Raw genomic sequence first — 24,702 nt, 5'->3', positions numbered from 1 at the left:
TGTTTATTCAGTAGAGAAAGAGGTGAATGAGTGATGGATACAATTGCAGCAATTTCTACGCCGATGGGTGAAGGAGCAATTGCAATTATTCGTTTAAGCGGGCCTGATGCGGTACAGATTGCTGATCGGATGTATAAAGGTCCTAAGGAGAAAAAACTTGTATCGGTGGATTCTCATACGATTCATTATGGTCATATTGTGGATTCTAGCACTGAGCAAGTAATAGAAGAGGTCATGGTGTCAGTATTAAGAGCGCCAAAAACATTTACGAGAGAAGACGTTATTGAGATTAACTGCCATGGCGGAATTGTAACGGTCAATAAAGTATTGCAGCTTGCTTTAAGAGAAGGAGCAAGATTAGCGGAGCCAGGTGAGTTTACAAAACGAGCTTTCTTAAATGGAAGAATTGATCTTTCACAGGCTGAAGCGGTAATGGATTTGATTCGCGCAAAGACAGATCGTGCGATGAATGTAGCGATTACTCAAATGGAGGGACGCCTCTCCGGTTTGATTAAACGACTTCGCGGCGAGATATTGGAAACTTTGGCCCATGTTGAAGTCAATATTGACTATCCTGAGTATGACGATGTTGAAGAAATGACGCATCGTGTCTTAGTTGAAAAGGCAACATCAGTGAAAAAGGAAATTGAGTCACTGCTAACGACGTCTCAGCAGGGGAAAATACTTCGCGAGGGCTTATCCACTGTCATTATTGGAAGACCGAATGTTGGGAAGTCTTCCTTGTTGAATAGTCTTGTACAGGAAACAAAAGCGATTGTAACAGATATTCCTGGAACAACGAGAGATGTCATTGAGGAATATGTAAATGTTAGAGGTGTACCGCTTCGTTTAGTCGATACTGCGGGTATACGTGAGACGGAGGACATTGTTGAGCGTATAGGGGTTGAACGATCTAGACAGGTCTTAAAAGAAGCTGACCTGATTTTACTTGTGCTCAATTATAGCGAGGAATTATCAGAAGAGGATATCAAATTATTTGAGGCTGTCTCAGGTATGGATATCATTGTGATCGTGAATAAGACAGATCTTGAGCCTAAGCTTGATATTGAAAAGGTCAAGCAGTTAGCGAAGGATCGTCCGGTGGTTACTACATCATTATTACAAGAAAAGGGGATTGATGAGCTTGAAATTGCGATTCAATCACTATTCTTCACGGGTTCAATTGAAAGTGGAGATTTAACGTATGTAAGTAACACAAGGCATATTGCGCTCCTTCAGGCAGCAAAACAATCCATTGAGGATGCTCTTGAAGGAATTGAAATGGACGTACCGATCGACATAGTTCAAATAGATTTAACACGCTGCTGGGAACAGCTGGGTGAAATTATTGGGGATGCTGTTCATGAAAGCTTGATTGATCAGTTATTCTCTCAATTCTGTTTAGGAAAGTAAAGGGAGGAACATAAGAAATGGGTTATGAAGCTGGCAATTATGACGTAATCGTCGTGGGTGCCGGTCATGCTGGAGTTGAGGCTGCTCTTGCATCTGCAAGACAGGGCGCCAAAACACTTGTATTGACTATCAACCTCGATATGGTTGCTTTTATGCCATGTAATCCGTCCGTAGGCGGCCCCGCAAAAGGGATTGTCGTCAGAGAAATTGATGCTCTAGGCGGAGAAATGGCACGAAATATAGATAAGACGCATATTCAAATGCGCATGCTGAATACGGGGAAAGGACCTGCTGTCCGTGCGTTAAGAGCGCAAGCAGATAAGTTCCAATATCAGCATGAAATGAAAAAAACAATGGAAAATGAACCAAACCTGACAATGCTGCAAGGTATGGTAGATCATTTAATTGTAGAAGATGATGAATGTAAAGGTGTTGTTACTCAAACAGGGGCGAACTATCGTGCGAAGTCTGTTGTATTAACAACAGGGACTTTCTTAAAAGGCCGCATTATTTTAGGAGACCTTTCGTATTCAAGCGGTCCAAATAACCAGCAGCCTTCTATTAAATTATCGGATCATTTAGCAGAACTAGGATTTGATTTGGTTCGTTTTAAAACAGGAACACCTCCTCGAGTGAATAGTCACTCGATTGACTATAGTAAAACAGAAATTCAACCAGGTGATGATGTCCCGCGGGCATTCTCCTATGAAACGGTTGAATATATTACTGACCAGCTGCCATGCTGGCTAACATACACGAGTTTAGAGACTCATCAAATAATTGATGAGAATCTACACCGTTCTCCAATGTATTCAGGTATGATTAAAGGAACTGGCCCTAGATACTGCCCGTCCATCGAAGATAAAGTGGTGCGTTTCAATGATAAACCGAGACATCAAATTTTCTTAGAGCCAGAAGGTCGTAATACACAGGAAGTTTATGTTCAAGGATTGTCTACAAGTCTTCCTGAGGATGTACAGCAGCGCATGCTTTCAACCATCCCAGGACTCGAGAATGTACAAATGATGAGAGCGGGTTATGCCATCGAGTATGATGCGATTGTACCTACTCAATTGTGGCCTACACTTGAGACGAAGAAAATTTCTGGATTATATACAGCTGGCCAAATTAATGGTACGTCTGGTTATGAGGAAGCAGCAGGTCAAGGGATTATGGCAGGTATTAATGCAGGAAGAAAAGCATTAGGTAAAGAAGAAGTCATTTTAAGCCGATCTGATGCATATATCGGTGTTCTCATCGATGACCTTGTTACAAAAGGAACAAATGAACCATACCGTCTTTTGACATCACGTGCTGAGTATCGTCTACTTCTACGTCATGACAATGCTGATTTAAGATTAACTGAACTTGGCTATCAAATTGGATTAATCTCTGAAGAAAGATTCCAGTCATTCCAGCAGAAAAAAGAAGCCATTGAAGCAGAGAAAAAACGTTTATATTCTGTCATCATTAAACCAACAGCAGAGACTCAAGAATTTATTCGTTCACTCGGTGGAAGTGAGCTGAAGGACGGTATTCGTGCAAGCGATTTGATGAAGCGTCCAGAAATGAACTATGAATCTGTTGTGAAATTAGCTCCTGCTGAAACACCGCTTCCTTCTGATGTGTGTGAGCAGGTAGAGATTCAAATTAAATACGAAGGTTATATTGAAAAGTCACTCCAGCAAGTTGAAAAACTGAAAAAGATGGAGAACAAAAAGATTCCTGATCGAATTGATTATGACGCCATCAAAGGAATTGCAACTGAAGCGAAACAAAAGCTGAAAGAAGTCCGACCGCTTTCTGTTGCACAGGCTTCTCGTATTTCAGGCGTTAACCCTGCTGATATTTCTATCCTTTTAGTATATTTAGAGCAGGGGCGTATTGCGAAGATAGCAGAATAGAAAGGATGTCGGCATGAACATTGAACAATTTACAGCAGCACTAGAGGAGAAAGGGATCACTCTTTCTCCTGTGCAGCTTGAACAATTTGAAACCTACTTCCGCATGCTTGTAGAATGGAACGAGAAAATGAATTTAACGTCCATTACTGAAAAGGAAGAAGTGTATTTAAAGCATTTTTATGATTCAATATCAGCAGCATTTTTTATTGATTTTCACAAAGTGACGACGATTTGTGATATTGGAGCTGGTGCTGGTTTTCCAAGCATTCCTCTTAGAATTTGTTTCCCTCATCTACATGTGACCATTGTTGATTCTCTTCAGAAACGAATTACGTTTCTCAATGAGTTAGCAAAAGGATTAAACTTACAAGATACTACTTTTTATCATGATCGTGCGGAAACGTTTGGACAACGTAAGGAAAAGCGTGAAAGCTATGATCTTGTCACTGCTAGAGCAGTTGCACGTTTATCCGTCTTAAGCGAACTTTGTCTGCCTCTAGTGAAAAAGGAAGGATTGTTTGTTGCCTTAAAAGCATCTGCCGCTGATGAAGAAATGCAAGCAGGGAAAAAAGCCGTCACAGTCCTCGGAGGAGAGGTTGTTGAAAAGCATTCCTTTGTTCTGCCTTTAGAAGAAAGCGAACGAAACATCATTGTCATTGAAAAGAAAAAGCAAACACCAAAAAAATATCCTAGAAAACCAGGAACACCTAATAAATCACCAATAGAAGGTTGATCATGTAAAAGGTCGGTTTTTCTTCAATATTTATGATTTTACAGAAGGAAAAAACATGAGAAAATAGAATTATAAAAAGGTAGTTTTTAAAGGTGGTGTAGGTTCATGAAGCATTCACTCTCACGCTTCTTCGGGCTTGGTGACAAAGAACATCCTGAGCGTGAAACCGAAATAGAGGCAGAGATTGCTGAGCATGATACATTAAAGGAAGAGATACAGGAGCTCCCGGTCGACACAATTATGCCAAACCGTTTTCAGCCACGCACCATTTTTTCAGAAGAAAAGATACAAGAGCTGGCCACGACGATTCATACCCATGGCATTATCCAACCGATTGTTGTTAGACCAACAGAAGAAGAAGGAAAATATGAACTGATCGCCGGCGAAAGACGTTGGAGAGCGGTACAGACTCTTCAATGGGAGAAAATCCCCGCTATTATAAAAGATTTTACTGATACGGAAACGGCATCTGTGGCATTGATTGAAAATTTGCAAAGAGAAGAGCTGTCTGCTATTGAGGAGGCTCATGCTTATGCACGTCTTTTAGAGCTCCATGATTTAACACAAGAGGCGCTTGCTCAGCGTTTAGGCAAGGGACAATCAACTGTTGCAAACAAATTAAGACTTTTAAAGTTGCCTGAAGAGGTACAACAAGCCATTTTAGAGAAAAAAATCTCTGAAAGGCATGCACGTTCACTTGTGCCCCTAAAGCTTCCAGAATTACAAATCGCGCTATTGCAGGAAATCATCGAAAAGCAGTTGAATGTGAAACAGACTGAAGAGCGTGTAGTGAAGATGCTTGAACAAAAAACAGATCGCAAACCGAAGCCAAAACGTAAGGCGTTTAGTCGTGATACACGAATTGCGATGAATACCATTCGTCAGTCTCTCCACATGGTAGAAGACAGCGGACTTAAGATAAATACCGAGGAAGAAGAGTTTGAGGAATATATCCAACTAACAATTCGAATCCCTAAATAGAAAAAAGCTGATGAGCGCCACTCGTCAGCTTTTTTTTGTCTTATTTCTAGCACACATTTAATATACATTATATTTATAAATTGGTAAAATATGATTTTAGAAGTGTGAAGGAGGTGACAACTACTTGATGAAAATGAAGAAGACTACTTTCGCCATTATTTGTTATTTACTATTTTCTTTTTCTCTTTTTTCAAATGAAGCGACAATATACGCTGTGAAATCGCCAACGGCTCATCATGCGGATGAAAGTTTGATGACCAACGAAGAATTGAACGTTCTGAAGGAGCAAGGTGCTGTTTCTAAAGATGTGACTGTACAGCAATTCAATCGAGAGTATGCGTCTTCCGACGATTCAATCGACTTGATTACAGCTGACGATGAATTGAAGAACTATGGATTACGACAAAATAAACAGGATGAGCTGGTGACGGATGAGAAGCCACACACCCTCAAGCTCCTTTTAGGAAAGCCGTATCCTGGTACTGATATTATCCCTAAAAAAGGAGATATTTTGGTGACAACCACTGATGCTGTAAAGGGTTTGGTTGGACATGCAGGTATCGTCATTAATGAGAAAAGCTATGCTTCTATTCCAGGGTTACGGCAGCATCCTCAACTTGATTCCATTCATAACTGGTTTCGCTATAGTGCCAATACAAAGGTAATTCGAATTAATCAAGAGGAGAAGGCAGATTTAGCAGGGGAATGGGCACACGATTATGTGAAAGGTCATCCGAAGGCTCGCTACTCCATCACCATGTCCATTCAATCACTGGATCCGACTTATTGTTCAAAGATTGTGTGGCAGGCCTATGGCAAAACAGGGGACGCTTTGGGAAATGCGGCCTTTACTATTAAGACACCTTATGGATTTTTAAAAAAGAAAAGCTATAAAACAGTAACTCCTAAGGTCATTGTGAGTGAAGGCCGTAAAATAGGTGAATTAAACTTTTGACATGTGACCCTCACTTTTGATGAAAGTGAGGGTTTTGAGCATGTCTATTTCTCGAAAAAGATATATCAATATAATTTTTGGGTGTGTTTTCATTCATCCTTTTATGTACGAAAAGGCACATTCACCGACGAATTTATAATAGGGAAACAAAAAAAGCAAACGTTTCATACTTTTTTTGATAGAATAGGAAGTATGAATGAATGAGAAACTTGTTAAGTTGAAAGTGGGTGACATCGTGGGGAAAATCATAGCGATTACCAACCAGAAGGGCGGCGTCGGGAAGACGACAACTTCTGTTAATTTGGGTGCGTGTTTAGCATACATAGGCAAACGAGTGTTGTTAGTTGATATTGATCCGCAGGGCAATGCCACGAGTGGTATTGGGATTGAGAAGGCCGACGTAGAGAAGTGTGTGTATGATATTTTAGTTGATGATGCAGATGTTCTTGATGTGATTAAGACGACAGAGGTCGAAAATCTTGATGTCATTCCTGCGACGATACAGCTTGCAGGGGCTGAAATAGAGCTTGTGCCTACAATCTCACGTGAAGTGAGGCTGAAGAGAGCACTTGAATCTGTTAAGCAGAATTATGATTATATGATTATTGACTGCCCGCCATCACTTGGACTACTGACGATTAATGCGTTAACTGCCTCTGATTCCGTTTTAATACCAGTTCAGTGCGAATATTATGCGCTTGAAGGATTGAGCCAATTGTTAAACACAGTTCGTCTCGTGCAGAAACATTTAAATACCGATCTAGCCATTGAAGGTGTCTTACTGACAATGCTTGATGCCAGAACAAATCTTGGGATTCAGGTTATCGAAGAAGTGAAGAAGTACTTTAGAGATAAAGTCTATCAAACCGTGATTCCTAGAAATGTGAGGCTGAGTGAAGCGCCAAGTCATGGAAAGCCGATTATCTTGTATGATCCACGTTCAAGAGGTGCAGATGTCTATTTAGACTTAGCAAAGGAAGTGGATGCGAATGGCTAAAGGTCTTGGAAAGGGTATTAATGCACTATTTAACAACGTAGACTCAAATGAAGAAACGGTTGAAGAAATCAAACTAAAGGAATTGCGTCCGAATCCGTATCAGCCAAGGAAAACGTTTGATGATGATGCGTTGGCTGATCTGAAAGAATCGATTCAGCAGCACGGTGTTTTACAGCCAATCATTGTTCGTAAATCGATTAAAGGATATGACATTGTAGCAGGAGAGCGCCGTTTTCGAGCGGCACAACAAGCTGGTCTGACAACAATTCCTGCGATCGTTCGAGAGTTTTCAGAAACGCTAATGAGAGAAATTGCCCTTTTAGAAAACCTGCAGCGCGAGGATCTATCTCCACTAGAGGAAGCCGAAGCGTATGCTTCCTTGCTGGATCATCTAAGTGTGACGCAAGAGGAATTAGCGAAGCGATTAGGGAAAAGCAGACCGCATATTGCGAACCATCTCCGTCTGTTGACTTTACCGGATGACATACAAAAGCTGATTGCAAATGGAACGTTATCAATGGGACATGGCCGGACATTGCTTAGCTTAAAAAACAAAAAGAAGCTGGCACCTTTAGTAAAGAAAATCGTGGATGAGGGATTAAACGTACGCCAGGTTGAGAAACTTGTGCAGCAGTTAAACGAAAATGTTCCACGTGAAACAAAGAAAAAAGAAGCACCAAAGGATCGAGTGTTGAAAGAAAGAGAGTCTTTCTTACAAAACTACTTTGGTACTTCCGTGACGATCAAGAAACAAAAGAAAAAAGGGAAAATTGAGATTGAATTTCTCTCCAATGAAGATTTAGAAAGAATCCTTGAATTGCTTTCTACGAGGGAATCATCAGAGTGACCATCTTGATACAGGATGGTCTTTTTTATATTCGCCCAGTGATATTTTGAATAGGTGTGAAGAGAGACCTGCTTTTTTCTCTCGTCCAATCCATTTGGTCAATGTGAGATAGACTTTCAGAAAGTGTATTGGCCATAGACATGACAAGATGAAGACGTGTGTTTTGGAGAACGAAGTATTCCATGAAACCACTCACATTGACGATTCCATTAATATGAATATCTCCTACCTCTGGCAGCTCTTTTTGCACACCAGCCCCAGGTTTTAACGGTCCATCTCCAATTTGGAAGGAACCGACACTTTTCACTCTTCCTAAACAAGCATCAACCGCTACAATAAACGGGTGTTTATGAGCTTGTTCAATTTCAGCGAGTTTTTCTTTTAAATTGACTGCATGCACTGGATCAGAGAGTGTTCCATATACATGAAGCTTTTTCAAATTCAGACCTGAAAGCTTTGTACCAACAAGTGGACCTAGAGAGTCGCCAGTTGAGCGGTCTGTTCCAATACAAACGATGGCAACGGGTCTTTTTCCTGCTTTCTGAAGATGCGAGAATAAAATACTTTTAAGCTGTTGAATGGCATTTGTATCCGTATGGGACACGTATTCTTTCACCCTATTTCTAAAAAAAAGACCGTTCTTGCTATTCATAGGTCTCACTTCCTTGTCATAGTAGTTAGTAACAGTATACGGAAACAAGCTTAATTCTATACCTATGAGGTGATGATTGTGTGGAAGGCTGGTTCAAGGTGGACGCTTTTAATTTTAGGAAGCTTAATAGGAGCGGGATATGCTTCCGGCCAGGAAATTTGGCAGTTTTTTGGCATTGATAGCGGACTAGCCATTCTACTGTTTACATTGATGTTTATGCTGTCTACCTATGTGGTGTTAAAAATCAGTTATGAGGTGCGTGCCGATCACTTTGTGCCAGTGCTGGAGCGGCTTGTCGGTCCATGGCTGGCTAAGGTGTATGACGTGTTAATTGTCCTTTATTTATTCACGACAACGACGGTCATGATTGCCGGCGGCGGGGTGACTCTTGAGATGTATCATGTGCCTTTTTGGATTGGCATCGGCGCGTTCTGTTTGTTTTCATTTATGATTTTTTTCTGGGATGTGAAAGGGCTTTTATCTGTGAATGCTTTCATTATACCAATTTTGGTGGCAGGGCTCATCTATGCGTTTGTTTTTTATTATATGAACCATGATCATATGTGGCGGATTGATTTTGGACAGCAGTACAATTGGCCTGCCAGCATTGTCTTTGCTTCTTTGAATATATTATCCGTTGTGGCAGTGCTGTCTTCGGTTGGGAAAGAAATGAAGGGACTTGGGGAAGCCAAAGTGGCGAGTATATTAAGCGGGCTCATTTTTGGTGTCATCTCGTATGTGTATAACGAAATACTAGTTGATATTTCTGGAAGCCTTTCAGCAGAGGGAATTCCTTTGTTCACAGTATTAGAAGGGGCGCCGGCGTCTTTGTTTGTGTTTATGACGGTTGTCCTTTGTCTAGCCATTTATACGACGACGGCAGCAGGTTTATTTGGATTATCCAGCCGGATGCTTTCTTTTGTACGAATGCCCCGCTGGCTGGTTGTATTGGTGATGCTTCTTTTGATGGCCCCGTTAACATCTCTTGGATTTGCTGATTTGATTGCTTTCTTGTATCCAATTTATAGTTTGTTGAATCTTTATTTGCTCGTCTGTTTAATGCTGTATCCGATTTTAAGTAAAAAGATATTTTCTCGTCCTAAAAATTATATTGATAAAATAAAATAAGCACCTCTCATTTTAAGAGCTGTGCTTATTTGATCTGAATTGAATCAATAGCTTCTTTGATGTCATCGTAGACAGGCATTTGTTTAAGGCGCTGGAGGCGATCCTCTAATTCTGATATGGCCTGTCCCTTTAAATGCTGGGAAATGTGTTGTTTGACAATGGTCGTCTGGTTTATCATGTCTTCTGTTTTAGCCAACTGATACTCCAAGTGCACGCGTGTATTTGCTAATTCGTCGTGCAGCCGCATTTTGAGCAGCCGTTTTAAATCCTTACGCTGTCCTTCTCTGCGCATGGCCTGAATGGCGGCAATTTCTTCAGGAGACTGTGTTTGTGTGTTTGGTGCCGATTGATTTTCAAATACAGACATGGAGCGGCGGGCACTCACATTTTGCAAGAAACGCTGGGCGTCACTAGGAGGTTTATTTTGATTGATCATGCGATGACTCCTTTCTTAATGAATACCCATTTGCACCGCAAGGCGTCTATCTGCCTTGGCGTAGTCATCACCCATTGTGTACATATGTCTTGAAAGGGCAGAAAGCTCTTGTTCGTAATCTCTCAGGGTGTACAAGGCATTCAGTTGTTTTTCGTGTGAATAAAAGGAGGAATGGGTCTGTTCCATTCTCACTTCCTCTACGAGTGCTTCCACATCACTATGACTTAATAAATCATAGTGGCCAAAGCCGACGAGTCCTTTGAGCTCTTGTTTTACATGATGAACGGCGTCTTTTACGCTTTCATCAATTCCATCGATTTTCTCAAATACAGTGTGCACTTCATGTTCAATAATACTTTTCAGATCATAGGATGAATTTTTCAGTAAATGGGATTTTATGATAATTTCAAGTCCGCTTTGTGCATATGCACGTCCAGAATGAATTTCTTGCAGCAGCATGGCTGTAAAGCTTGTATTATGATCAAGCTGTTCATCTAAAATACGGGCAGATCCATTCGGATGGAATGAATATCCATTTACTTTAAATTCTCCTGAAACGAGAGCTAAAAAAGCATTTGTATCAAAGGATTCGTTCCATTCTATATTCATAGATGCAAAAGCTGATTTTAAAAAGGTGTCTATTTCTCTTTTTTTGTATTTAACGGATTCTTGGACTGAGACTTGCTGCCGTGGCGGGACGGTGTACTTGACTTGTCCAACCCCTTGATCATGGCGATTGAGTAAACCGACGTAATGATTAGGCTGAATATATTCAGTCAACATGCGTGTATATTGACCTTGCTGCGCCTTTTGCTGAATCGAAGGCGATAGACTGCTCCATATATTTGGGCTGTCAAAAGTGACGGCTTTTTTGACAGCTGGCTGTTCTGTTGCAACATAAGCACAAACAGCACCGGCAAGTGCTTGTCCAGTGAGATGGATACCTGCATTCGGATGCGTCTGACAGACTTTCTCTATGTATTCCTTCCCTTTAAAAAAGACATGTTCTTGATTGCTGTCAAGGGACTTTCTTTCAATTGGATAGGCATAATCTGTTTTGAGCAATGACTGTGCAGCGTTGTGTACATCTTGCTTAGATGTCACCGTCATTTGATGTGGCAGCGGACAGTGAAAAGCGACGATGAATTCGTCTGATTGTTCCGGCTGCATCGTTAAACCATATAATTTTTGATCGATTTTTAGAAAATCGTGGACAGTGAGTGTTTGCTGACCTATTTCTATCGTATGGTGCTGCTGGTAATTGTCGATATTTCCAGCATGATCGGATATGATTTTATATTCTTTATCAGTTAATCTATCCTTTCGATTGACCATCGTACCTGCTCCCTCACATAACATTTATGCAGATATCATAAATCAAAAAATATGGAAAAACCACTGCGTTCTACCAATAAAAACCTTTTGACCTACAGTGTTTGTGACAATATTGAAAAAAAGCGGAGTTTAAGTAACTATTGGTCACAAATAAAATGATCTAAAAGAAGGGTTTTTTCTTTAAAAAAGAATAGGATGAACGATTGAAAGAGACTCTTTGTTTTGTGCATTGCCCTCCATCGCCGTTTTTTTGTACAATAGATGCAATGAAGTGAGCAAGAGAGGTGAAGGCTGATGGCAGACAAAGCATTTGGGTTACATGATGTTGTTGAAATGAAAAAGCCCCATCCATGTGGTGCCAATCGGTGGAAGGTCATTCGTTTGGGCATGGATATCCGTATTAAATGTGAAGGCTGCGGACACAGCGTGATGATCCCAAGAAGAGATTTTGAACGAAAAATGAAGAAAATTCTCGTCAAGCATGAGGAGCCAACTGCTTAAGTAGGCCTCATGCTTTTTTTATTAAATTTGTCTTTTCTACAGCAAAGCCAGGTGCAATTTCCCGTTTTGAAGCATTGATTTATTCTTTTTGACGATGTTTCTTCTATTGAAAATGCATGATGGTTAGCTTGTCTTTTCATGTAAACCTACTTATAATTGCTCTAGGTTCATATTACGCAGTATAACGAGCACGTTTGATATAGAGGAGATGAAAGAATGGCTTTAACAGCTGGTATTGTTGGCTTACCTAATGTCGGGAAGTCAACGCTATTTAATGCAATTACACAGGCTGGAGCGGAGTCTGCTAACTATCCGTTTTGTACCATTGATCCAAACGTCGGAATTGTAGAAGTTCCAGACGAGCGTTTACAAAAGCTAACAGAATTGGTGCAGCCGAAAAAGACAGTACCCACTGCTTTCGAATTCACTGATATTGCGGGTATTGTCAAAGGTGCATCTAAAGGTGAAGGTTTAGGGAATAAATTCCTTTCTCATATTCGTCAAGTAGATGCGATTTGTCACGTGGTCAGAGCTTTTGCAGACGATAACATTACACACGTAGCTGGTAAGGTTGATCCTGTTGCAGATATTGAAACGATTAATCTCGAATTGATTTTGGCTGATTTAGAAACAGTTGAAAAGCGTTTAGCTCGTGTGAGTAAGCTTGCAAAACAAAAGGACAAGGAAGCAGTAGCTGAATTTGAGATTTTGTCGAAGCTAATGACCGCATTTGAAGCTGGGAAATCGGCAAGATCTGTAGAATTTACAGATGAGCAGCAAAAGCTTGTGAAACAGCTTCATTTACTCACATCTAAACCAGTTCTTTATGTAGCAAATGTGAGTGAGGATGAAGTAGCGGATCATGACGGCAACGAATATGTGCAGCAAATCCGTGAGTTTGCTGCTGGTGAAAACGCTGAAGTCATCGTCGTTTGTGCGAAGATCGAGTCTGAAATTGCAGAGCTTGAAGGAGAAGAGAAGCAAATGTTCCTTGAAGAGCTTGGTATTAATGAGTCAGGGCTTGATCAGTTAATTAGAGCATCTTATTCTCTTCTAGGATTAGCTACGTATTTCACAGCAGGTGAGCAAGAGGTACGTGCTTGGACATTTAAAAAAGGAATGAAAGCGCCAGAATGTGCTGGAATCATCCACACAGACTTCGAGCGTGGATTTATTCGTGCTGAAACGGTTGCGTATGAGGATTTACTAGCTGGCGGAAGCATGTCTGCTGCTAAAGAAGCAGGGAAAGTTCGTCTAGAAGGTAAAGAATATGTAGTGAAAGATGGAGACGTCATTCATTTCCGTTTTAACGTATAGGTTCTTGTCATAGGCCAAGTGATTTGTTATAATATACAATTGTGAGTAATATAATTTATTGCTCCTTGCCCGTTTAGGGCCGCTTAGACCAAAAGGAGGTGCAATCAGATGAGAAAGTACGAAGTTATGTACATCATCCGCCCAACAGTTGACGATGAGGCTAAAAAAGCAGTTATCGAGCGTTTCAATAACGTGTTAACTTCTAACGGTGCGGAGATCACTGGAACAAAGGATTGGGGTAAACGTCGTCTTGCATACGAAATCAACGATTTCCGTGACGGTTTCTACCAAATCGTAAACGTTCAATCTGACGCTGCAGCAGTTCAAGAATTTGACCGCTTAGCTAAGATCAGTGACGATATCATTCGCCACATTGTTGTTAAAGAAGAAGTATAAATCATTGAAATATATATTTAAAGGTGGTCTTTCAATATGCTAAACCGTGTTGTATTGGTCGGAAGACTAACAAAAGACCCTGAGCTTCGCTACACGCCTAATGGTGCGGCTGTAGCCACGTTTACTCTAGCTGTGAATCGTACGTTTACGAATCAATCTGGAGAGCGTGAAGCCGATTTCATTAACTGTGTTACTTGGAGAAGACAAGCCGAGAACGTGGCTAATTTCTTGAAAAAAGGAAGTCTTGCCGGTGTAGACGGTCGTTTGCAGACAAGAAACTATGAAAATCAGCAAGGACAGCGTGTCTTCGTGACAGAAGTTCAAGCTGAAAGTGTTCAATTTCTTGAGCCTAAGAGCGGCGGTGCTGGTTCAGGTGGATACAGCGGCGGTGGCAATAGCGGAGGCCAGTATTATGGCGGCAGCCAAAACGATCAGAATCCATTTGGAAATGAACCAAGTCAAAATCCATATGGCAATCAAAACAACCAAAATCGTAATCAGGGAAATAGCTTCAATGATGACCCATTTGCGAACGATGGTAAACCGATTGACATCTCCGATGATGATTTGCCATTCTAATTGATCTGAAAAAATGACTAAAGGAAAGGTGTGAAAACAAATGGCAGGTGGACGCAGAGGCGGTCGTGCGAAACGTCGTAAAGTATGTTTCTTTACTTCTAACGGTATCACGCACATCGATTACAAAGATGTTGATCTTCTTAGAAAGTTTGTTTCTGAGCGTGGTAAAATTTTACCTCGTCGTGTAACAGGAACTAGCGCTAAGTATCAACGTAAATTGACATTAGCGATCAAAAGATCACGTCAAATGGCATTACTTCCATACGTTACTGGTGAGTAAGTCGTTGACTTAAAAAGCGGAGAGCCCCGAGCTCTTCGCTTTTTTTATTTGTCTCACTAAGAATCTCATCTATTTTTGCTAGAACTGTTTTTGGCAGTCAACCGAGGGGAAGTATGTAAAAGTGACAGTTTATTCTATACAAATATGAGGTTGATCTGTCATATTGGTAGTCTAGAAAATAATTGCAGTCAGGGCGTGGGAAGATGATTGAATTTAAAAAGGTATCGATGCAATTTTCTGATGAGCGCTATGCCGTTCAATCTGTTGATTTGAAGATTCAGCAAGGTGAGTTTTTTGTATTGATTGGACCTAGTGGCAGCGGGAAAACGACGACATTGAAAATGATCAATCGTCTCATTTCTTCAACAGAAGGTGAGATTTACATAAAAGGTCAAAAAATAAGTGAATATGATATGTATGAGCTGCGCTGGGATATCGGTTATGTTCTACAGCAAATTGCGCTTTTTCCTCATATGACCATAGAAGAAAATATTGCTGTGGTGCCAGAGCTTAAACAATGGAGCCGGAATGAGACCAATCAGCGTGTCGATGAACTCATGTTGATGGTCGGGCTTGAGCCAGCTATGTATCGACATCGAAAGCCAGCAGAGCTTTCTGGTGGGCAGCAGCAGCGTGTCGGTGTGGCACGTGCACTTGCAGCTGATCCTGAGATTGTCCTGATGGATGAACCTTTTAGTGCGTTAGATCCACTAACGAGGGAGAAATTGCAGGATGATCTGCTCGATTTGCAGCGCCGTATTCAAAAAACCATTGTTTTTGTGACGCATGATATGCAGGAAGCTATGAAGATGGGTGATCGAATTTGTGTGATGAATGAAGGAAAAGTAGTACAGATCGGACGTCCTGAGGAATTGGTTCAGCAACCAGCCAATACCTTTGTACAAGAGTTTGTCTCAGGGGCTGCCCATCATGTAGGACATCAAGCATTTGAGCTGGAAACCTTGGCGCAACCGATGGCTCACGAAGCTCTTTTATCCTATGAGGCGGTCTCAGCACATGCCACACTGGATGAAGTCTTATCTCAATTGGCAAGGCACGAGGAATTTGCTGTAGAAAAGAATGGAGATCGGATAGGTCTAGTGAACCGTCAAGCAGTGATTCAGTTTTTAGCTGATTCTCCTAGAGAGAGGGGCGATTCACATGAATGATTGGACCCGTGTGTTATGGGAACGAAAAGAACAATTGGGACACGCCTTACTTGAGCATATTCAAATTTCTTTTATTGCTTTATTTTTAGCGATTTTGATTGCCATTCCATTAGGTATTTATTTAACAAGGGTTCCAAAGCTAGCGGAGTGGGTCATCGGGGTGACGGCTGTCTTGCAAACAATTCCGTCGCTTGCACTGCTTGGCTTGCTGATTCCTCTCGTGGGGATTGGGCAAGTGCCTGCCATTATTGCGCTTGTGGTCTATGCCTTACTCCCTATTTTAAGAAATACATATACAGGCATTCAGGAGGTTGATCCTTCCCTGAGAGAAGCGGCGCTTGCTATGGGGATGAATCATCGCAAACGGTTATTAAAGGTGGAGCTACCTCTTGCGATGCCAGTGATCATGGCGGGTATCCGAACCGGGATGGTTCTCATTGTGGGAACGGCCACTCTGGCCGCACTGATCGGGGCTGGGGGATTAGGAAGCTTAATCCTGCTGGGAATTGATCGAAATGATATGTCGCTCATTGTCATTGGCGCGATACCAGCTGCCTTACTCGCACTCTTATTTGATGTGGTGCTGCGAACCTTTGAGAAAATTTCCTTTAAAAAGACGGTGATCTCTGTGACTGTTTTTGCTCTGATTGCAGGAGCAGTTGTCGCTGTCCCATTGCTGTTTCAGCAAGAAAAGAAAGAAATCACCATTGGCGGGAAGTTAGGTTCAGAGCCTGAGATTTTGATCTCGATGTATAAGCTTTTAATTGAACAGGATACAGATATTCAAGTGAACCTGAAGCCCGGTCTTGGTAAGACGTCCTTTGTTTTCCAGGCTTTACGCTCTGGTGATATTGACATTTATCCTGAGTTTACGGGTACAGCGATTTCTGAATTCCTCAAGGAAACAGCAAAAAGCACAGATAAAAGAAAAGTGTATGAGCAAGCTCGGCGCGGATTGGAATCATCCTTTCAGCTCCGCCTTCTTGAGCCCATGGCATACAACAATACGTATGCTTTAGCCGTGCCGCAGTCACTGGCTGATCAATATGAGGTGTCTAACATTTCAGATCTAGGTAAGATCAAAAACCGTATAAAAGCTGGATTCACCTTAGAGTTTTCTGATCGTCAGGATGGGTATCGAGGCATTCAAAAAGCCTATCAATTTTCTTTTGATGATGTCGTGACGATGGAGCCAAAGCTTCGGTATCGAGCGATTCAAAAAGGGGATATCAATTTAGTCGATGCGTATTCGACAGATAGTGAATTGAGACAATACAAATTAAAGGTGCTTGATGATGATCAGCATGTTTTCCCGCCATATCAAGGAGCACCGCTGCTCAGGCAGGAGACATTAAATGAATTCCCTGAGATTGAGACCTCTCTCAATAAGCTTGCGGATCAAATCACAGACGATGAGATGAGAGAAATGAATTATGAAGTCAATGTGAAGGGGAAGGATGCATTTCAGGTAGCGAAAGCCTATTTAAAAAAGAAAAAATTGCTGAAATAATCAAGGAAAAACAGGGCTGTTTATGGCAAAGCAGCTCTGCTTTTTTAAAAGAAAAAACAAAAATCATTGACATTTACTTAAAAACATAATATCCTTAATTCGAGATAAATATATTTTTTTGATCTAATATCTCGAATTCGAGATAATATAAAGACGTCAGTAAAGACATAATGAATAGAGGTTTATTACTTCATGATTAGGAGGTCATTAGAAGTGAAAAAAACAGAAGGAATTCATCATATTACAGCTATTGTAGGTCACCCTCAGGAGAACGTTGATTTTTATGCAGGTGTTTTAGGGCTTCGTCTCGTGAAGAAGACCGTGAATTTTGATGATCCAGGCACATACCATTTATATTTCGGAAATGAAGGCGGATCTCCAGGGACCATTATTACATTTTTCCCTTGGCCGGGAGCACAAAAAGGTCAAATTGGTGCAGGGCAAGTGGGCGTGACGACATATGTCGTACCGATAGGCGCTTTCTCTTTCTGGAAGGATCGTCTTGAGCAGTTTAATGTTTCTTATGAAATGGTTGAACGTTTTGGTGAAGCTTTTCTCTCATTTGAAGATCCACATGGCTTATTGATTGAGCTAGTAGAGCGTGCGGAAGGAAAGCAAAACGAGTGGACATTTAACGGTGTCACACCAGATGTAGCGATTAAAGGATTTGGCGGAGCTGTTTTATTAACTTCGCAGCCGGAACAAACAATGCAGCTGCTAGAGCAAACGATGGGACTTGAAAGAGTCGGAGCAGAAGGAGACTATGTGAGATTCCGTTCGTTTGGCGAAATAGGCAATGTCATTGATGTGAACATCACACCTGTTCCACGAGGACGTATGGGTGTTGGAGTTGTGCACCATATTGCATGGAGAGCAACAGATGATCAGGACCAATTAGATTGGCAAAGACATATTGCACAAAGCGGGTATCAAGTGACACCTGTGCAAGACCGAAATTACTTCAATGCCATTTATTTTAGAGAACTTGGGGGCATATTATTTGAGATTGCCACTGATCCTCCAGGGTTTGCACATGACGAATCAGTGGAAACAATGGGTGAGGCATTGAAATTGCCACCGCAATATGAGGCGCAGCGCAGTCAGATTGAACAAATTGTACTGCCAATTGAAGTGAGAGAAGTTAAAGGGAAAGGAGATTCATGATGAAGCATCTTTTTCGAAAAGGAAAGAATGAACAAAGACCTGTCCTATTATTACTGCATGGAACTGGTGGGACGGAAGAAGATTTATTGCCGCTTGCACAGATAGTAGATCCTGACGCATCTGTTCTTAGTGTGAGAGGGAATGTATTAGAAAACGGCATGCCACGGTTTTTCAGACGTTTGGCAGAGGGCGTATTTGATGAGCAGGATTTGATTGCGCGTACAGAGGAACTATATACATTTATCGGAGAAGCAGCCGATGAATATGGGTTTGATCGTCACAATGTGGTGGCTATCGGATATTCCAATGGGGCAAACATTGCTGGAAGCTTGTTATTCCATTATGGGGATGCTTTAAAAGGAGCTATCCTGCATCATCCAATGGTTCCAAGACGCGGGGTTTCATTACCTTCATTAGCGGGGAAACAAGTCTTTATAGCAGCTGGTGAAAATGACCCAATGTGCCGTCCAGAGGAATCGCAGGAGCTGGAGCAATTGCTGCAGGGTGCAGGCGCATCGGTTACACTTCATTGGGAAAATCGCGGACATCAGCTAACGAGAGAAGAAGTCGATGCTGCAGCTTTATGGTATCGTCGTCAATTTTAAATAAGGTGGGGTATACAGGTGGGATTTTTACAGAAGCTTTTTGGGCAAAACAAACAAAAGGAGATGGATCAAATGGAAAACGTAAAATTAGCGATTATTTATTATAGTTCAACAGGTACAAACTATCAGATGGCGAAATGGGCTGAAGCTGGAGCAAAAGAAGCTGGCGCAGAAGTTAAAGTATTAAAGGTTGCTGAATTGGCACCAGAAGCAGTTGTAGCTTCAAATCCAGCATGGAAAGCACATTTAGACGAAACAAAGGATGTGCCAGAGGTTCAATTAAGTGATTTAGAGTGGGCAGATGCCATCATCTTTAGCATGCCGACACGTTTCGGTAACCTGCCAGCTCAAATGAAGCAGTTCTTAGATACGACAGGCGGCTTGTGGTTCCAAGGTAAATTGGCAAACAAAGCAGTCAGTGCGATGACTTCAGCTCAAAATGCAAATGGCGGACAGGAGCAGACGGTTCTCAGCCTTTATACGACAATGTTCCACTGGGGAGCAATTATTGCCGCTCCTGGATACACAGATGATTCCTTATACGGTGCAGGGGGCAACCCTTACGGTGTGAGTGTGACTGTTGACCAAAATGGAAAAATCCAAGAGGATGCAGAAGCAGCTGTGAAACATCAGGCAAAACGTACAGTGAATGTGGCAGAATGGATCAAAAAAGGTCAAAACGCTTAATAGATGTATACAAAAAGAATGCAGCCTCGCCGCTGCATTCTTTTTTTCATTAATAAGGGTCTGATGGTGTGCTGTTGTTGATGGCTTCGTCCACGGCTTGAGCAGCGCCTGTAGAGCCGATAGGTCCGCTTGGCTGCTCTTGTTTAAAGGCTTTTAAACCGTCAGCGACACGCTTTCCATAATCAGGGTCTGCTTTTGTAAAGTTTTCGATCATTTGGTCTTGAATGTCCTTTTGACATGTCGCAAGGGTGTTGACTAAGTTCTTAATCAGTTCCTCTCGCTCCCAATCATTAAAACGGCGATACGTTTCTCCCGCTTGTCCGAAGTTGTTTGGGCGGTCAATGGCTTCTCGTTTGACTTCACCCTCTACAAAAGGGGTATGATCCTTTCCATCCTGTTTGGCTTCTTTTAATCCCCCGAGGATCGATGGTTCATAATTCACATGGGGATTTTGCCCTTTGCCTTGATCGACATGGTATTCCATTTGGCCGTCTCTCTGATTGGTGGCGACATGCTTTTTCGGTGCATTGATCGGCAGTTGTAAATAGTTTGGTCCTACACGATATCGCTGCGTGTCAGAGTAGGAGAAGGTACGGCCTTGAAGCAATTTATCATCTGAGAAATCCAAACCATCTACGAGTACACCAGTCCCAAAGGCAACCTGCTCGACTTCTGCGAAATAGTTTTCAGGATTTTTGTTTAATACCATCCGTCCGATAGGTTTCCATGGATAGTCATCCTTGTACCAAAGCTTTGTCGGATCAAGCGGATCAAAGTCGAGGTGAGGGTGGGCATCATCTTCCATGATCTGTGCATATACCTCCCATTCAGGATAATCTCCTTGCTTAATGGCTTCATATAAATCCTGTGTGGCATGGTTAAAATTTTCTCCCTGAATCGATTGCGCCTGTTCTTGGGTCAGATTGCGAATGCCTTGTTTCGGTTCAAAATGATATTTAACCAGCACCGCTTTTCCTTCATGATTCACCCATTTGTACGCATGGACACCTGAGCCTTGCATATGCCGGTATGTTGCTGGGATGCCCCACGGTGAAAAGAGAAATGTCACCATATGCGTCGCTTCAGGTGATTGTGAGACAAAATCAAAGATACGCTCGCCGTCCTGACGATTGGTGACGGGGTCTGGCTTAAAGGCATGAACCAAATCAGGAAATTTTAAAGCATCTCGGATAAAGAAAATTTTCAGGTTGTTCCCCACGAGATCCCAGTTGCCTTCCTCTGTATAAAATTTAATCGCAAACCCTCTTGGATCGCGTAATGTTTCAGGTGAATGACCGCCGTGAATCACAGAAGAAAAACGAACGAAAACAGGCGTCTTTTTCCCTTTCTCCTGAAACAATTTCGCTCTCGTATAGGTGGAGATCGGTTCATCGCCGAATGTGCCATAGGCTTCAAAATAACCGTGAGCTCCGGCACCGCGTGCATGCACAACACGTTCAGGGATGCGTTCACGATCAAAATGACTGATTTTCTCTAGGAAATCGTAGTTTTCAAGCGTAGTGGGTCCTCTATTCCCAACAGTTCTCATATTTTGATTGTCTGTGACGGGATGACCTTGCCGATTCGTTAAGGTTTCTTCTGACTCTGAAGATGGTTTAGGCTGTTGATCTTCTTTCAATTCAAATCCCTCCTTCAATATCTCCCTAACAATATGGTCATGCTGCTCCCTATTTCATACAAGGATTGATATAATGATTGAAAACTTTCACGAGGAGAGAGCCTGATGATTCGATTACACTGCCTTCACGCCCATCCGTCCAATCAGTCATATATAGAAGATGTTTTTGATGATACAGATGTTGATTTGCATCACACAGTCGATTCATCATTTATAGAACGCGCCACTCAAGATCCCTCGTTTGATCAACACAAGCAGCAAACGTATGCTATCAACAGATTAAAGCAAGAAAGTGAAGCCGATCTTATTCTGCTCACGTGTACACAATACATTGCTGCTCTAGGTGATCAGCAGCACCTCTTTAAACAACCGATTGTTCCGATTGATGAACCGCTATTTGAGCTGATTTGTGAGAAAAAAGGGCCTCTTCAGCTGGTGTTTTCCAACCCAGATACAGTGGAGGGAACGATGCAGCGGCTTGAATCATATGCAACAGAGCGGGGCAAACAGATTGAAGTAGAAATGGTTGTGATGGAGGATGTCTTTCATCTTTGCCTAAACGGTGATATGCAAGCCTATGATGAACAAATCATGGAGCAGCTGAGAAAATGTATGAAGCAAAAAGGCAGAGATATTTGTGTGATGCAGCTTTCGATGGTTCATGCGGCACAGCAGATGGAGCGGGAGACAGGCGTTCCTATCATTCATCCGCTTTCTCCACTAAAACAGTTTGTCCATCAAACACTATCCGTCTGGAAAGAGTGAACCCATCAGGTTCGCTCTTTTTGTATAGGAATGCAAATGCGATGACATGTTAAAAAAATAACCGAGCGCAAACTATTTTTAAAAGGCGCGCGTCTATCCAATGTAAGAAATAACAGATGCGCATTTAAGATAAAGGAGCTCTTTGTAAAATGAAGAAACGAAAAATAGACGATCAATTTGCGGATTACGTCATGGAGCATAAACACAGTTTTTATCGGTTGTCCTATAGTTATGTCAAAAACCCGGAAGATGCTATGGATGTTGTTCAGGAGGCTATTCATAAAGCACTCAAATCTGTTCATCGATTAGAGGATACGAGCAAGATGCATAGTTGGTTTTATAAAATCGTGGTGAACGCTGCCCTAGACTTTTTACGAAAGAAGAAGCGGGTGCAGGTGACAGATGATGATACGCTTGAATTCTTATCACAGGGCGAATCAGATGTATACGAGGATCAAGACGTCAAACGGGCTATAGAAGATTTGCCTGAGATGTATCGAGTCATCATTATTTTGAGATTCTTTGAAGATCTAAAATTAGAGGACATCGCCCAGATTCTCGATGAAAATGAAAACACCATTAAAACAAGATTATATAAGGCGCTGCGGCTTTTAAAAGTAGAATTATCACAGGAGGAAATATAAATGGATAAGTATTTGGAACATTTAAAAGATGAATATTTAGAAATCCCTATACCACCGGAATATGATGCGATGATTGAACGAACGTTAAAAAGAAAAAACAAAAAACCTCATTTTCAGCAATGGACCATCGGACTTGTTGCAGCGGCTGCTCTTTTTGTCACAACTGTTAATGTCAGTCCACAGGCAGCAAGAGCGATTTCAGAAGTACCTATCATTGGCGATCTGGTGAAAGTCGTGACGTTTACAGAATTTAAAAAGAGCGATCAAGGAACGAATATTGATCTTAAAACACCACACGTTTCAGGACTTGGGGACGGAACATTACAAGACAGCCTGAATCAAAAATATTTAGCTGAAAACAAAAAGCTGTATCAAGATTTTGAAAAGGAAACAAAGGGTTATAAAAATGGTCATTTGAGTGTAGAGAGCGGATATGATGTGAGAACGAACAATGATCAAATTCTTTCACTAGGTCGATACAAGGTGACGACTCAGGCTTCTGCGGCAGAGGAAATGACATATGATACGGTGGATAAGAAAAATCATGTCCTCATTACATTACCAAGTCTGTTTAAAGATAACCGGTATATAGATGTGATTAGTGAAAATATTAAAGAACAAATGAAGAATCAGATGAAAGAGGATTCAAACAAAATGTATTGGATTGGCAAGCAAGATATGGCGGATCCATTTAAGAAAATTAAGCCGGATCAAAATTTCTATATCAATTCAAAAGGCAAACTGGTGATTTCCTTTAATGAATATGATGTGGCACCTGGTTACATGGGCGTAGTTGAATTCACGATTCCAACAAGTGTGTTAAAGGATATTCTCGTGAGTGATACGTACATTCATTAAAAGAAGACAGACAAAAAAGACTGCTGAATGATTCAGCAGTCTTGTCTTGTTTTATTAAGAAAGTGCGTCTGTTAATGCAGGTACGACTTGTTTCTTTCTTGATACAACACCTTTTAGTAAAGCTGTGTTGTTTTCAAGCTTGACGTTAAATGCTTTTTCTACTTTTGCTGCTTCTGCACCGAGTGCAAGAGCAAGGGAGTCATTTTCTAAAATATCAGTGATGACTAAAACAAATAGATCAAGACCTTTTGCTGCAATGACTTCATTGATTTTCGCTTCAATGTCAGCCTGTCTTGCTGTCACTTCAGCGATATCTACTGTATTGACTTGCGCAATTTCCACTTTGCTTTTGCCTAGTGCGAATTCTTTTGCATCAAGTGTAATTAATTCTTGAACTGTTTTTTGGCTTAGATCAGCGCCGGCTTTCAGCATGTCTAGGCCATAAACTTCTGGATCTACCCCTGCGATTTTTGCAAGCTCATGCGCAGCATCAATATCTTGCTGTGTGCATGTTGGGGATTTGAATAGTAAGGAATCAGAAATGATCGCAGATAAAAGCAAACCAGCGATTTCTTTTTCAATCGTCACTTGGTTTTCTTTATACATTTTGTTTAAGATCGTTGCGGTACAGCCTACAGGCTCAGCACGATAGTAAAGAGGTTCACTTGTTTCAAAGTTGGCAATACGGTGATGGTCAATGACTTCAGTTACTTGTACTTGATCAATGTCGCTTACACTTTGCTGGAATTCGTTATGATCGACAAGAATGACTTGCTTTGTTTCATTTGCAGCCGTTTCAATGAAACGAGGTGCTTCTTGTTTAAAGAAATCTAATGCGTATTGTGTTTCTCCATTAATTTCTCCAAGTCTGACGGCTTCTGCCTGAGCGCCGATTTTGTTTTTCAGAACAGCGTAAGCAATAGCAGAGCAAATCGTGTCTGTGTCAGGATTTTTGTGTCCGAATACGAGTGTTTTTCCCATGTGAATTCTCCTTCTTACTTTTATTGATGATGTTTCTATTCTAACAGCTTTTGACCTTGAATTCAGGGTTTATAGCTAAGAATTATCTTAAAAATTGTAACATGCTGTTGAAAAACTTGCATGTACGATTCAATATGGGTGTTCCACGTGAAACGCTCCCAGAATAGCCTGCATTTTACTTGAGATTTGTCGCTATGGTAAAATAAAGGTTGGGGCAAGACATGAT

26 protein-coding genes are annotated in these 24,702 nt (G+C 41.4%); 21 read left to right on the top strand and 5 right to left on the bottom strand.

What is annotated here, in order from left to right; translation table 11 throughout:
• Positions 1 to 33: 33 nt before the first annotated feature.
• The 7 genes from mnmE to QSJ46_RS04930 all read left to right on the top strand — a co-directional run bounded on the left by mnmE (position 34) and on the right by QSJ46_RS04930 (position 7,830).
• Complete coding sequence (gene mnmE, locus QSJ46_RS04960; RefSeq protein WP_024424070.1) at positions 34 to 1,413, top strand: tRNA uridine-5-carboxymethylaminomethyl(34) synthesis GTPase MnmE; 1,380 nt, start codon at positions 34 to 36, stop codon at positions 1,411 to 1,413.
• Between the two features lie 17 nt (positions 1,414 to 1,430).
• Positions 1,431 to 3,317: a tRNA uridine-5-carboxymethylaminomethyl(34) synthesis enzyme MnmG gene (gene mnmG, locus QSJ46_RS04955; RefSeq protein WP_039182934.1), complete on the top strand. Its 1,887-nt coding sequence runs from the start codon at positions 1,431 to 1,433 to the stop codon at positions 3,315 to 3,317.
• Between the two features lie 13 nt (positions 3,318 to 3,330).
• On the top strand, positions 3,331 to 4,050 hold the full coding sequence (gene rsmG / locus QSJ46_RS04950; RefSeq protein WP_285604373.1) for a 16S rRNA (guanine(527)-N(7))-methyltransferase RsmG: 720 nt from the start codon (positions 3,331 to 3,333) through the stop codon (positions 4,048 to 4,050).
• A gap of 105 nt (positions 4,051 to 4,155) precedes the next feature.
• Positions 4,156 to 5,031, top strand: a complete 876-nt coding sequence (gene noc, locus QSJ46_RS04945) for a nucleoid occlusion protein (protein ID WP_039182930.1) — start codon at positions 4,156 to 4,158, stop codon at positions 5,029 to 5,031.
• Between the two features lie 127 nt (positions 5,032 to 5,158).
• Complete coding sequence (locus QSJ46_RS04940) at positions 5,159 to 5,986, top strand: orthopoxovirus pf05708 family protein (RefSeq protein ID WP_107164232.1); 828 nt, start codon at positions 5,159 to 5,161, stop codon at positions 5,984 to 5,986.
• Positions 5,987 to 6,221: 235 nt separating this feature from the next.
• The gene (gene soj, locus QSJ46_RS04935) at positions 6,222 to 6,983 is read left to right on the top strand and encodes a sporulation initiation inhibitor protein Soj (RefSeq protein ID WP_008360890.1); all 762 of its coding nucleotides are present in this window, start codon (positions 6,222 to 6,224) and stop codon (positions 6,981 to 6,983) included.
• The gene (locus QSJ46_RS04930) at positions 6,976 to 7,830 is read left to right on the top strand and encodes a ParB/RepB/Spo0J family partition protein (protein ID WP_107164231.1); all 855 of its coding nucleotides are present in this window, start codon (positions 6,976 to 6,978) and stop codon (positions 7,828 to 7,830) included. The genes soj and QSJ46_RS04930 overlap by 8 nt, the downstream gene beginning before the upstream one ends.
• Positions 7,831 to 7,855: 25 nt before the next feature.
• Here the strand turns inward: QSJ46_RS04930 and yyaC are convergent, their stop codons facing one another.
• On the bottom strand, positions 7,856 to 8,482 hold the full coding sequence (gene yyaC, locus QSJ46_RS04925; protein WP_058837885.1) for a spore protease YyaC: 627 nt from the start codon (positions 8,480 to 8,482) through the stop codon (positions 7,856 to 7,858).
• A gap of 72 nt (positions 8,483 to 8,554) precedes the next feature.
• Here yyaC and QSJ46_RS04920 point away from each other — a divergent pair, with 72 nt between their 5' ends.
• Positions 8,555 to 9,610 (top strand): YkvI family membrane protein, encoded by a 1,056-nt coding sequence (locus QSJ46_RS04920; protein ID WP_080967203.1) that lies wholly within the window; start codon positions 8,555 to 8,557, stop codon positions 9,608 to 9,610.
• 25 nt (positions 9,611 to 9,635) lie between these two features.
• Here the strand turns inward: QSJ46_RS04920 and QSJ46_RS04915 are convergent, their stop codons facing one another.
• Together QSJ46_RS04915 and QSJ46_RS04910 are read right to left on the bottom strand one after the other, a co-directional pair.
• Entirely contained in the window at positions 9,636 to 10,046 is a 411-nt protein-coding gene (locus QSJ46_RS04915) for a hypothetical protein (protein ID WP_126682588.1), read from the bottom strand.
• A gap of 15 nt (positions 10,047 to 10,061) precedes the next feature.
• Positions 10,062 to 11,381, bottom strand: a complete 1,320-nt coding sequence (locus tag QSJ46_RS04910; protein ID WP_285604372.1) for a hydrolase — start codon at positions 11,379 to 11,381, stop codon at positions 10,062 to 10,064.
• Positions 11,382 to 11,675: 294 nt separating this feature from the next.
• Between QSJ46_RS04910 and QSJ46_RS04905 the strand changes: the two genes are divergently transcribed.
• The 10 genes from QSJ46_RS04905 to wrbA all read left to right on the top strand — a co-directional run bounded on the left by QSJ46_RS04905 (position 11,676) and on the right by wrbA (position 19,589).
• On the top strand, positions 11,676 to 11,882 hold the full coding sequence (locus QSJ46_RS04905; RefSeq protein ID WP_008347561.1) for a DUF951 domain-containing protein: 207 nt from the start codon (positions 11,676 to 11,678) through the stop codon (positions 11,880 to 11,882).
• Between the two features lie 216 nt (positions 11,883 to 12,098).
• On the top strand, positions 12,099 to 13,199 hold the full coding sequence (ychF, locus tag QSJ46_RS04900) for a redox-regulated ATPase YchF (RefSeq protein WP_039182923.1): 1,101 nt from the start codon (positions 12,099 to 12,101) through the stop codon (positions 13,197 to 13,199).
• Between the two features lie 108 nt (positions 13,200 to 13,307).
• The gene (gene rpsF, locus QSJ46_RS04895) at positions 13,308 to 13,595 is read left to right on the top strand and encodes a 30S ribosomal protein S6 (RefSeq protein ID WP_024424058.1); all 288 of its coding nucleotides are present in this window, start codon (positions 13,308 to 13,310) and stop codon (positions 13,593 to 13,595) included.
• 36 nt (positions 13,596 to 13,631) lie between these two features.
• Entirely contained in the window at positions 13,632 to 14,174 is a 543-nt protein-coding gene (ssbA, locus tag QSJ46_RS04890) for a single-stranded DNA-binding protein SsbA (protein WP_007497456.1), read from the top strand.
• A 40-nt stretch (positions 14,175 to 14,214) separates the two neighbouring features.
• Entirely contained in the window at positions 14,215 to 14,454 is a 240-nt protein-coding gene (gene rpsR, locus QSJ46_RS04885) for a 30S ribosomal protein S18 (RefSeq protein ID WP_008359105.1), read from the top strand.
• 203 nt (positions 14,455 to 14,657) lie between these two features.
• Positions 14,658 to 15,623, top strand: coding sequence for an ABC transporter ATP-binding protein (locus tag QSJ46_RS04880; RefSeq protein WP_285604371.1), 966 nt, complete (start codon positions 14,658 to 14,660; stop codon positions 15,621 to 15,623).
• Positions 15,616 to 17,133 (top strand): osmoprotectant update ABC transporter permease/substrate-binding subunit OpuFB, encoded by a 1,518-nt coding sequence (gene opuFB / locus QSJ46_RS04875; protein ID WP_285604370.1) that lies wholly within the window; start codon positions 15,616 to 15,618, stop codon positions 17,131 to 17,133. The genes QSJ46_RS04880 and opuFB overlap by 8 nt, the downstream gene beginning before the upstream one ends.
• A gap of 192 nt (positions 17,134 to 17,325) precedes the next feature.
• Entirely contained in the window at positions 17,326 to 18,297 is a 972-nt protein-coding gene (locus QSJ46_RS04870) for a ring-cleaving dioxygenase (protein ID WP_285604369.1), read from the top strand.
• The gene (locus QSJ46_RS04865; RefSeq protein WP_039182909.1) at positions 18,294 to 18,902 is read left to right on the top strand and encodes an alpha/beta hydrolase; all 609 of its coding nucleotides are present in this window, start codon (positions 18,294 to 18,296) and stop codon (positions 18,900 to 18,902) included. The genes QSJ46_RS04870 and QSJ46_RS04865 overlap by 4 nt, the downstream gene beginning before the upstream one ends.
• A gap of 72 nt (positions 18,903 to 18,974) precedes the next feature.
• The gene (gene wrbA, locus QSJ46_RS04860; protein ID WP_034283654.1) at positions 18,975 to 19,589 is read left to right on the top strand and encodes an NAD(P)H:quinone oxidoreductase; all 615 of its coding nucleotides are present in this window, start codon (positions 18,975 to 18,977) and stop codon (positions 19,587 to 19,589) included.
• A gap of 49 nt (positions 19,590 to 19,638) precedes the next feature.
• Here wrbA and katX read toward each other — a convergent pair whose 3' ends face one another.
• Positions 19,639 to 21,249 (bottom strand): catalase KatX, encoded by a 1,611-nt coding sequence (gene katX, locus QSJ46_RS04855; protein ID WP_483298727.1) that lies wholly within the window; start codon positions 21,247 to 21,249, stop codon positions 19,639 to 19,641.
• Positions 21,250 to 21,333: 84 nt separating this feature from the next.
• Between katX and QSJ46_RS04850 the strand changes: the two genes are divergently transcribed.
• The 3 genes from QSJ46_RS04850 (at position 21,334) to rsiV (ending at position 23,495) form a co-directional block, all read left to right on the top strand.
• Positions 21,334 to 21,993, top strand: coding sequence for an aspartate/glutamate racemase family protein (locus tag QSJ46_RS04850; RefSeq protein WP_212040491.1), 660 nt, complete (start codon positions 21,334 to 21,336; stop codon positions 21,991 to 21,993).
• Between the two features lie 149 nt (positions 21,994 to 22,142).
• Positions 22,143 to 22,637 (top strand): RNA polymerase sigma factor SigV, encoded by a 495-nt coding sequence (locus QSJ46_RS04845; protein ID WP_039182900.1) that lies wholly within the window; start codon positions 22,143 to 22,145, stop codon positions 22,635 to 22,637.
• Complete coding sequence (rsiV, locus tag QSJ46_RS04840) at positions 22,638 to 23,495, top strand: anti-sigma-V factor RsiV (RefSeq protein ID WP_285604367.1); 858 nt, start codon at positions 22,638 to 22,640, stop codon at positions 23,493 to 23,495.
• Positions 23,496 to 23,549: 54 nt separating this feature from the next.
• On the opposite strand, the gene QSJ46_RS04835 is transcribed toward rsiV, so the two are convergent.
• The gene (locus QSJ46_RS04835) at positions 23,550 to 24,476 is read right to left on the bottom strand and encodes a manganese-dependent inorganic pyrophosphatase (protein WP_285604366.1); all 927 of its coding nucleotides are present in this window, start codon (positions 24,474 to 24,476) and stop codon (positions 23,550 to 23,552) included.
• Positions 24,477 to 24,702 lie beyond the last annotated feature (226 nt).

Origin of the sequence: Bacillus sp. YKCMOAS1, from assembly GCF_030268125.1 — a bacterium.
Taxonomy (GTDB): domain Bacteria; phylum Bacillota; class Bacilli; order Bacillales; family Bacillaceae; genus Bacillus; species Bacillus safensis.
The sequence above is the reverse complement of the archived record's forward strand: the minus strand, read 5'-3'. Positions and strand labels throughout refer to the sequence as shown.

Coding starts and splice junctions, on each gene's coding strand:
- mnmE (WP_024424070.1), top strand. CDS start 34: ATGGATACAATTGCAGCAATTTCTACGCCGATGGGTGAAGGAGCAATT.
- mnmG (WP_039182934.1), top strand. CDS start 1,431: ATGGGTTATGAAGCTGGCAATTATGACGTAATCGTCGTGGGTGCCGGT.
- rsmG (WP_285604373.1), top strand. CDS start 3,331: ATGAACATTGAACAATTTACAGCAGCACTAGAGGAGAAAGGGATCACT.
- noc (WP_039182930.1), top strand. CDS start 4,156: ATGAAGCATTCACTCTCACGCTTCTTCGGGCTTGGTGACAAAGAACAT.
- QSJ46_RS04940 (WP_107164232.1), top strand. CDS start 5,159: ATGAAAATGAAGAAGACTACTTTCGCCATTATTTGTTATTTACTATTT.
- QSJ46_RS04930 (WP_107164231.1), top strand. CDS start 6,976: ATGGCTAAAGGTCTTGGAAAGGGTATTAATGCACTATTTAACAACGTA.
- yyaC (WP_058837885.1), bottom strand. CDS start 8,482: ATGAATAGCAAGAACGGTCTTTTTTTTAGAAATAGGGTGAAAGAATAC.
- QSJ46_RS04920 (WP_080967203.1), top strand. CDS start 8,555: ATGATTGTGTGGAAGGCTGGTTCAAGGTGGACGCTTTTAATTTTAGGA.
- QSJ46_RS04915 (WP_126682588.1), bottom strand. CDS start 10,046: ATGATCAATCAAAATAAACCTCCTAGTGACGCCCAGCGTTTCTTGCAA.
- QSJ46_RS04910 (WP_285604372.1), bottom strand. CDS start 11,381: ATGGTCAATCGAAAGGATAGATTAACTGATAAAGAATATAAAATCATA.
- QSJ46_RS04905 (WP_008347561.1), top strand. CDS start 11,676: ATGGCAGACAAAGCATTTGGGTTACATGATGTTGTTGAAATGAAAAAG.
- ychF (WP_039182923.1), top strand. CDS start 12,099: ATGGCTTTAACAGCTGGTATTGTTGGCTTACCTAATGTCGGGAAGTCA.
- rpsF (WP_024424058.1), top strand. CDS start 13,308: ATGAGAAAGTACGAAGTTATGTACATCATCCGCCCAACAGTTGACGAT.
- ssbA (WP_007497456.1), top strand. CDS start 13,632: ATGCTAAACCGTGTTGTATTGGTCGGAAGACTAACAAAAGACCCTGAG.
- rpsR (WP_008359105.1), top strand. CDS start 14,215: ATGGCAGGTGGACGCAGAGGCGGTCGTGCGAAACGTCGTAAAGTATGT.
- QSJ46_RS04880 (WP_285604371.1), top strand. CDS start 14,658: ATGATTGAATTTAAAAAGGTATCGATGCAATTTTCTGATGAGCGCTAT.
- opuFB (WP_285604370.1), top strand. CDS start 15,616: ATGAATGATTGGACCCGTGTGTTATGGGAACGAAAAGAACAATTGGGA.
- QSJ46_RS04870 (WP_285604369.1), top strand. CDS start 17,326: ATGATTAGGAGGTCATTAGAAGTGAAAAAAACAGAAGGAATTCATCAT.
- QSJ46_RS04865 (WP_039182909.1), top strand. CDS start 18,294: ATGATGAAGCATCTTTTTCGAAAAGGAAAGAATGAACAAAGACCTGTC.
- wrbA (WP_034283654.1), top strand. CDS start 18,975: ATGGAAAACGTAAAATTAGCGATTATTTATTATAGTTCAACAGGTACA.
- QSJ46_RS04850 (WP_212040491.1), top strand. CDS start 21,334: ATGATTCGATTACACTGCCTTCACGCCCATCCGTCCAATCAGTCATAT.
- QSJ46_RS04845 (WP_039182900.1), top strand. CDS start 22,143: ATGAAGAAACGAAAAATAGACGATCAATTTGCGGATTACGTCATGGAG.
- rsiV (WP_285604367.1), top strand. CDS start 22,638: ATGGATAAGTATTTGGAACATTTAAAAGATGAATATTTAGAAATCCCT.
- QSJ46_RS04835 (WP_285604366.1), bottom strand. CDS start 24,476: ATGGGAAAAACACTCGTATTCGGACACAAAAATCCTGACACAGACACG.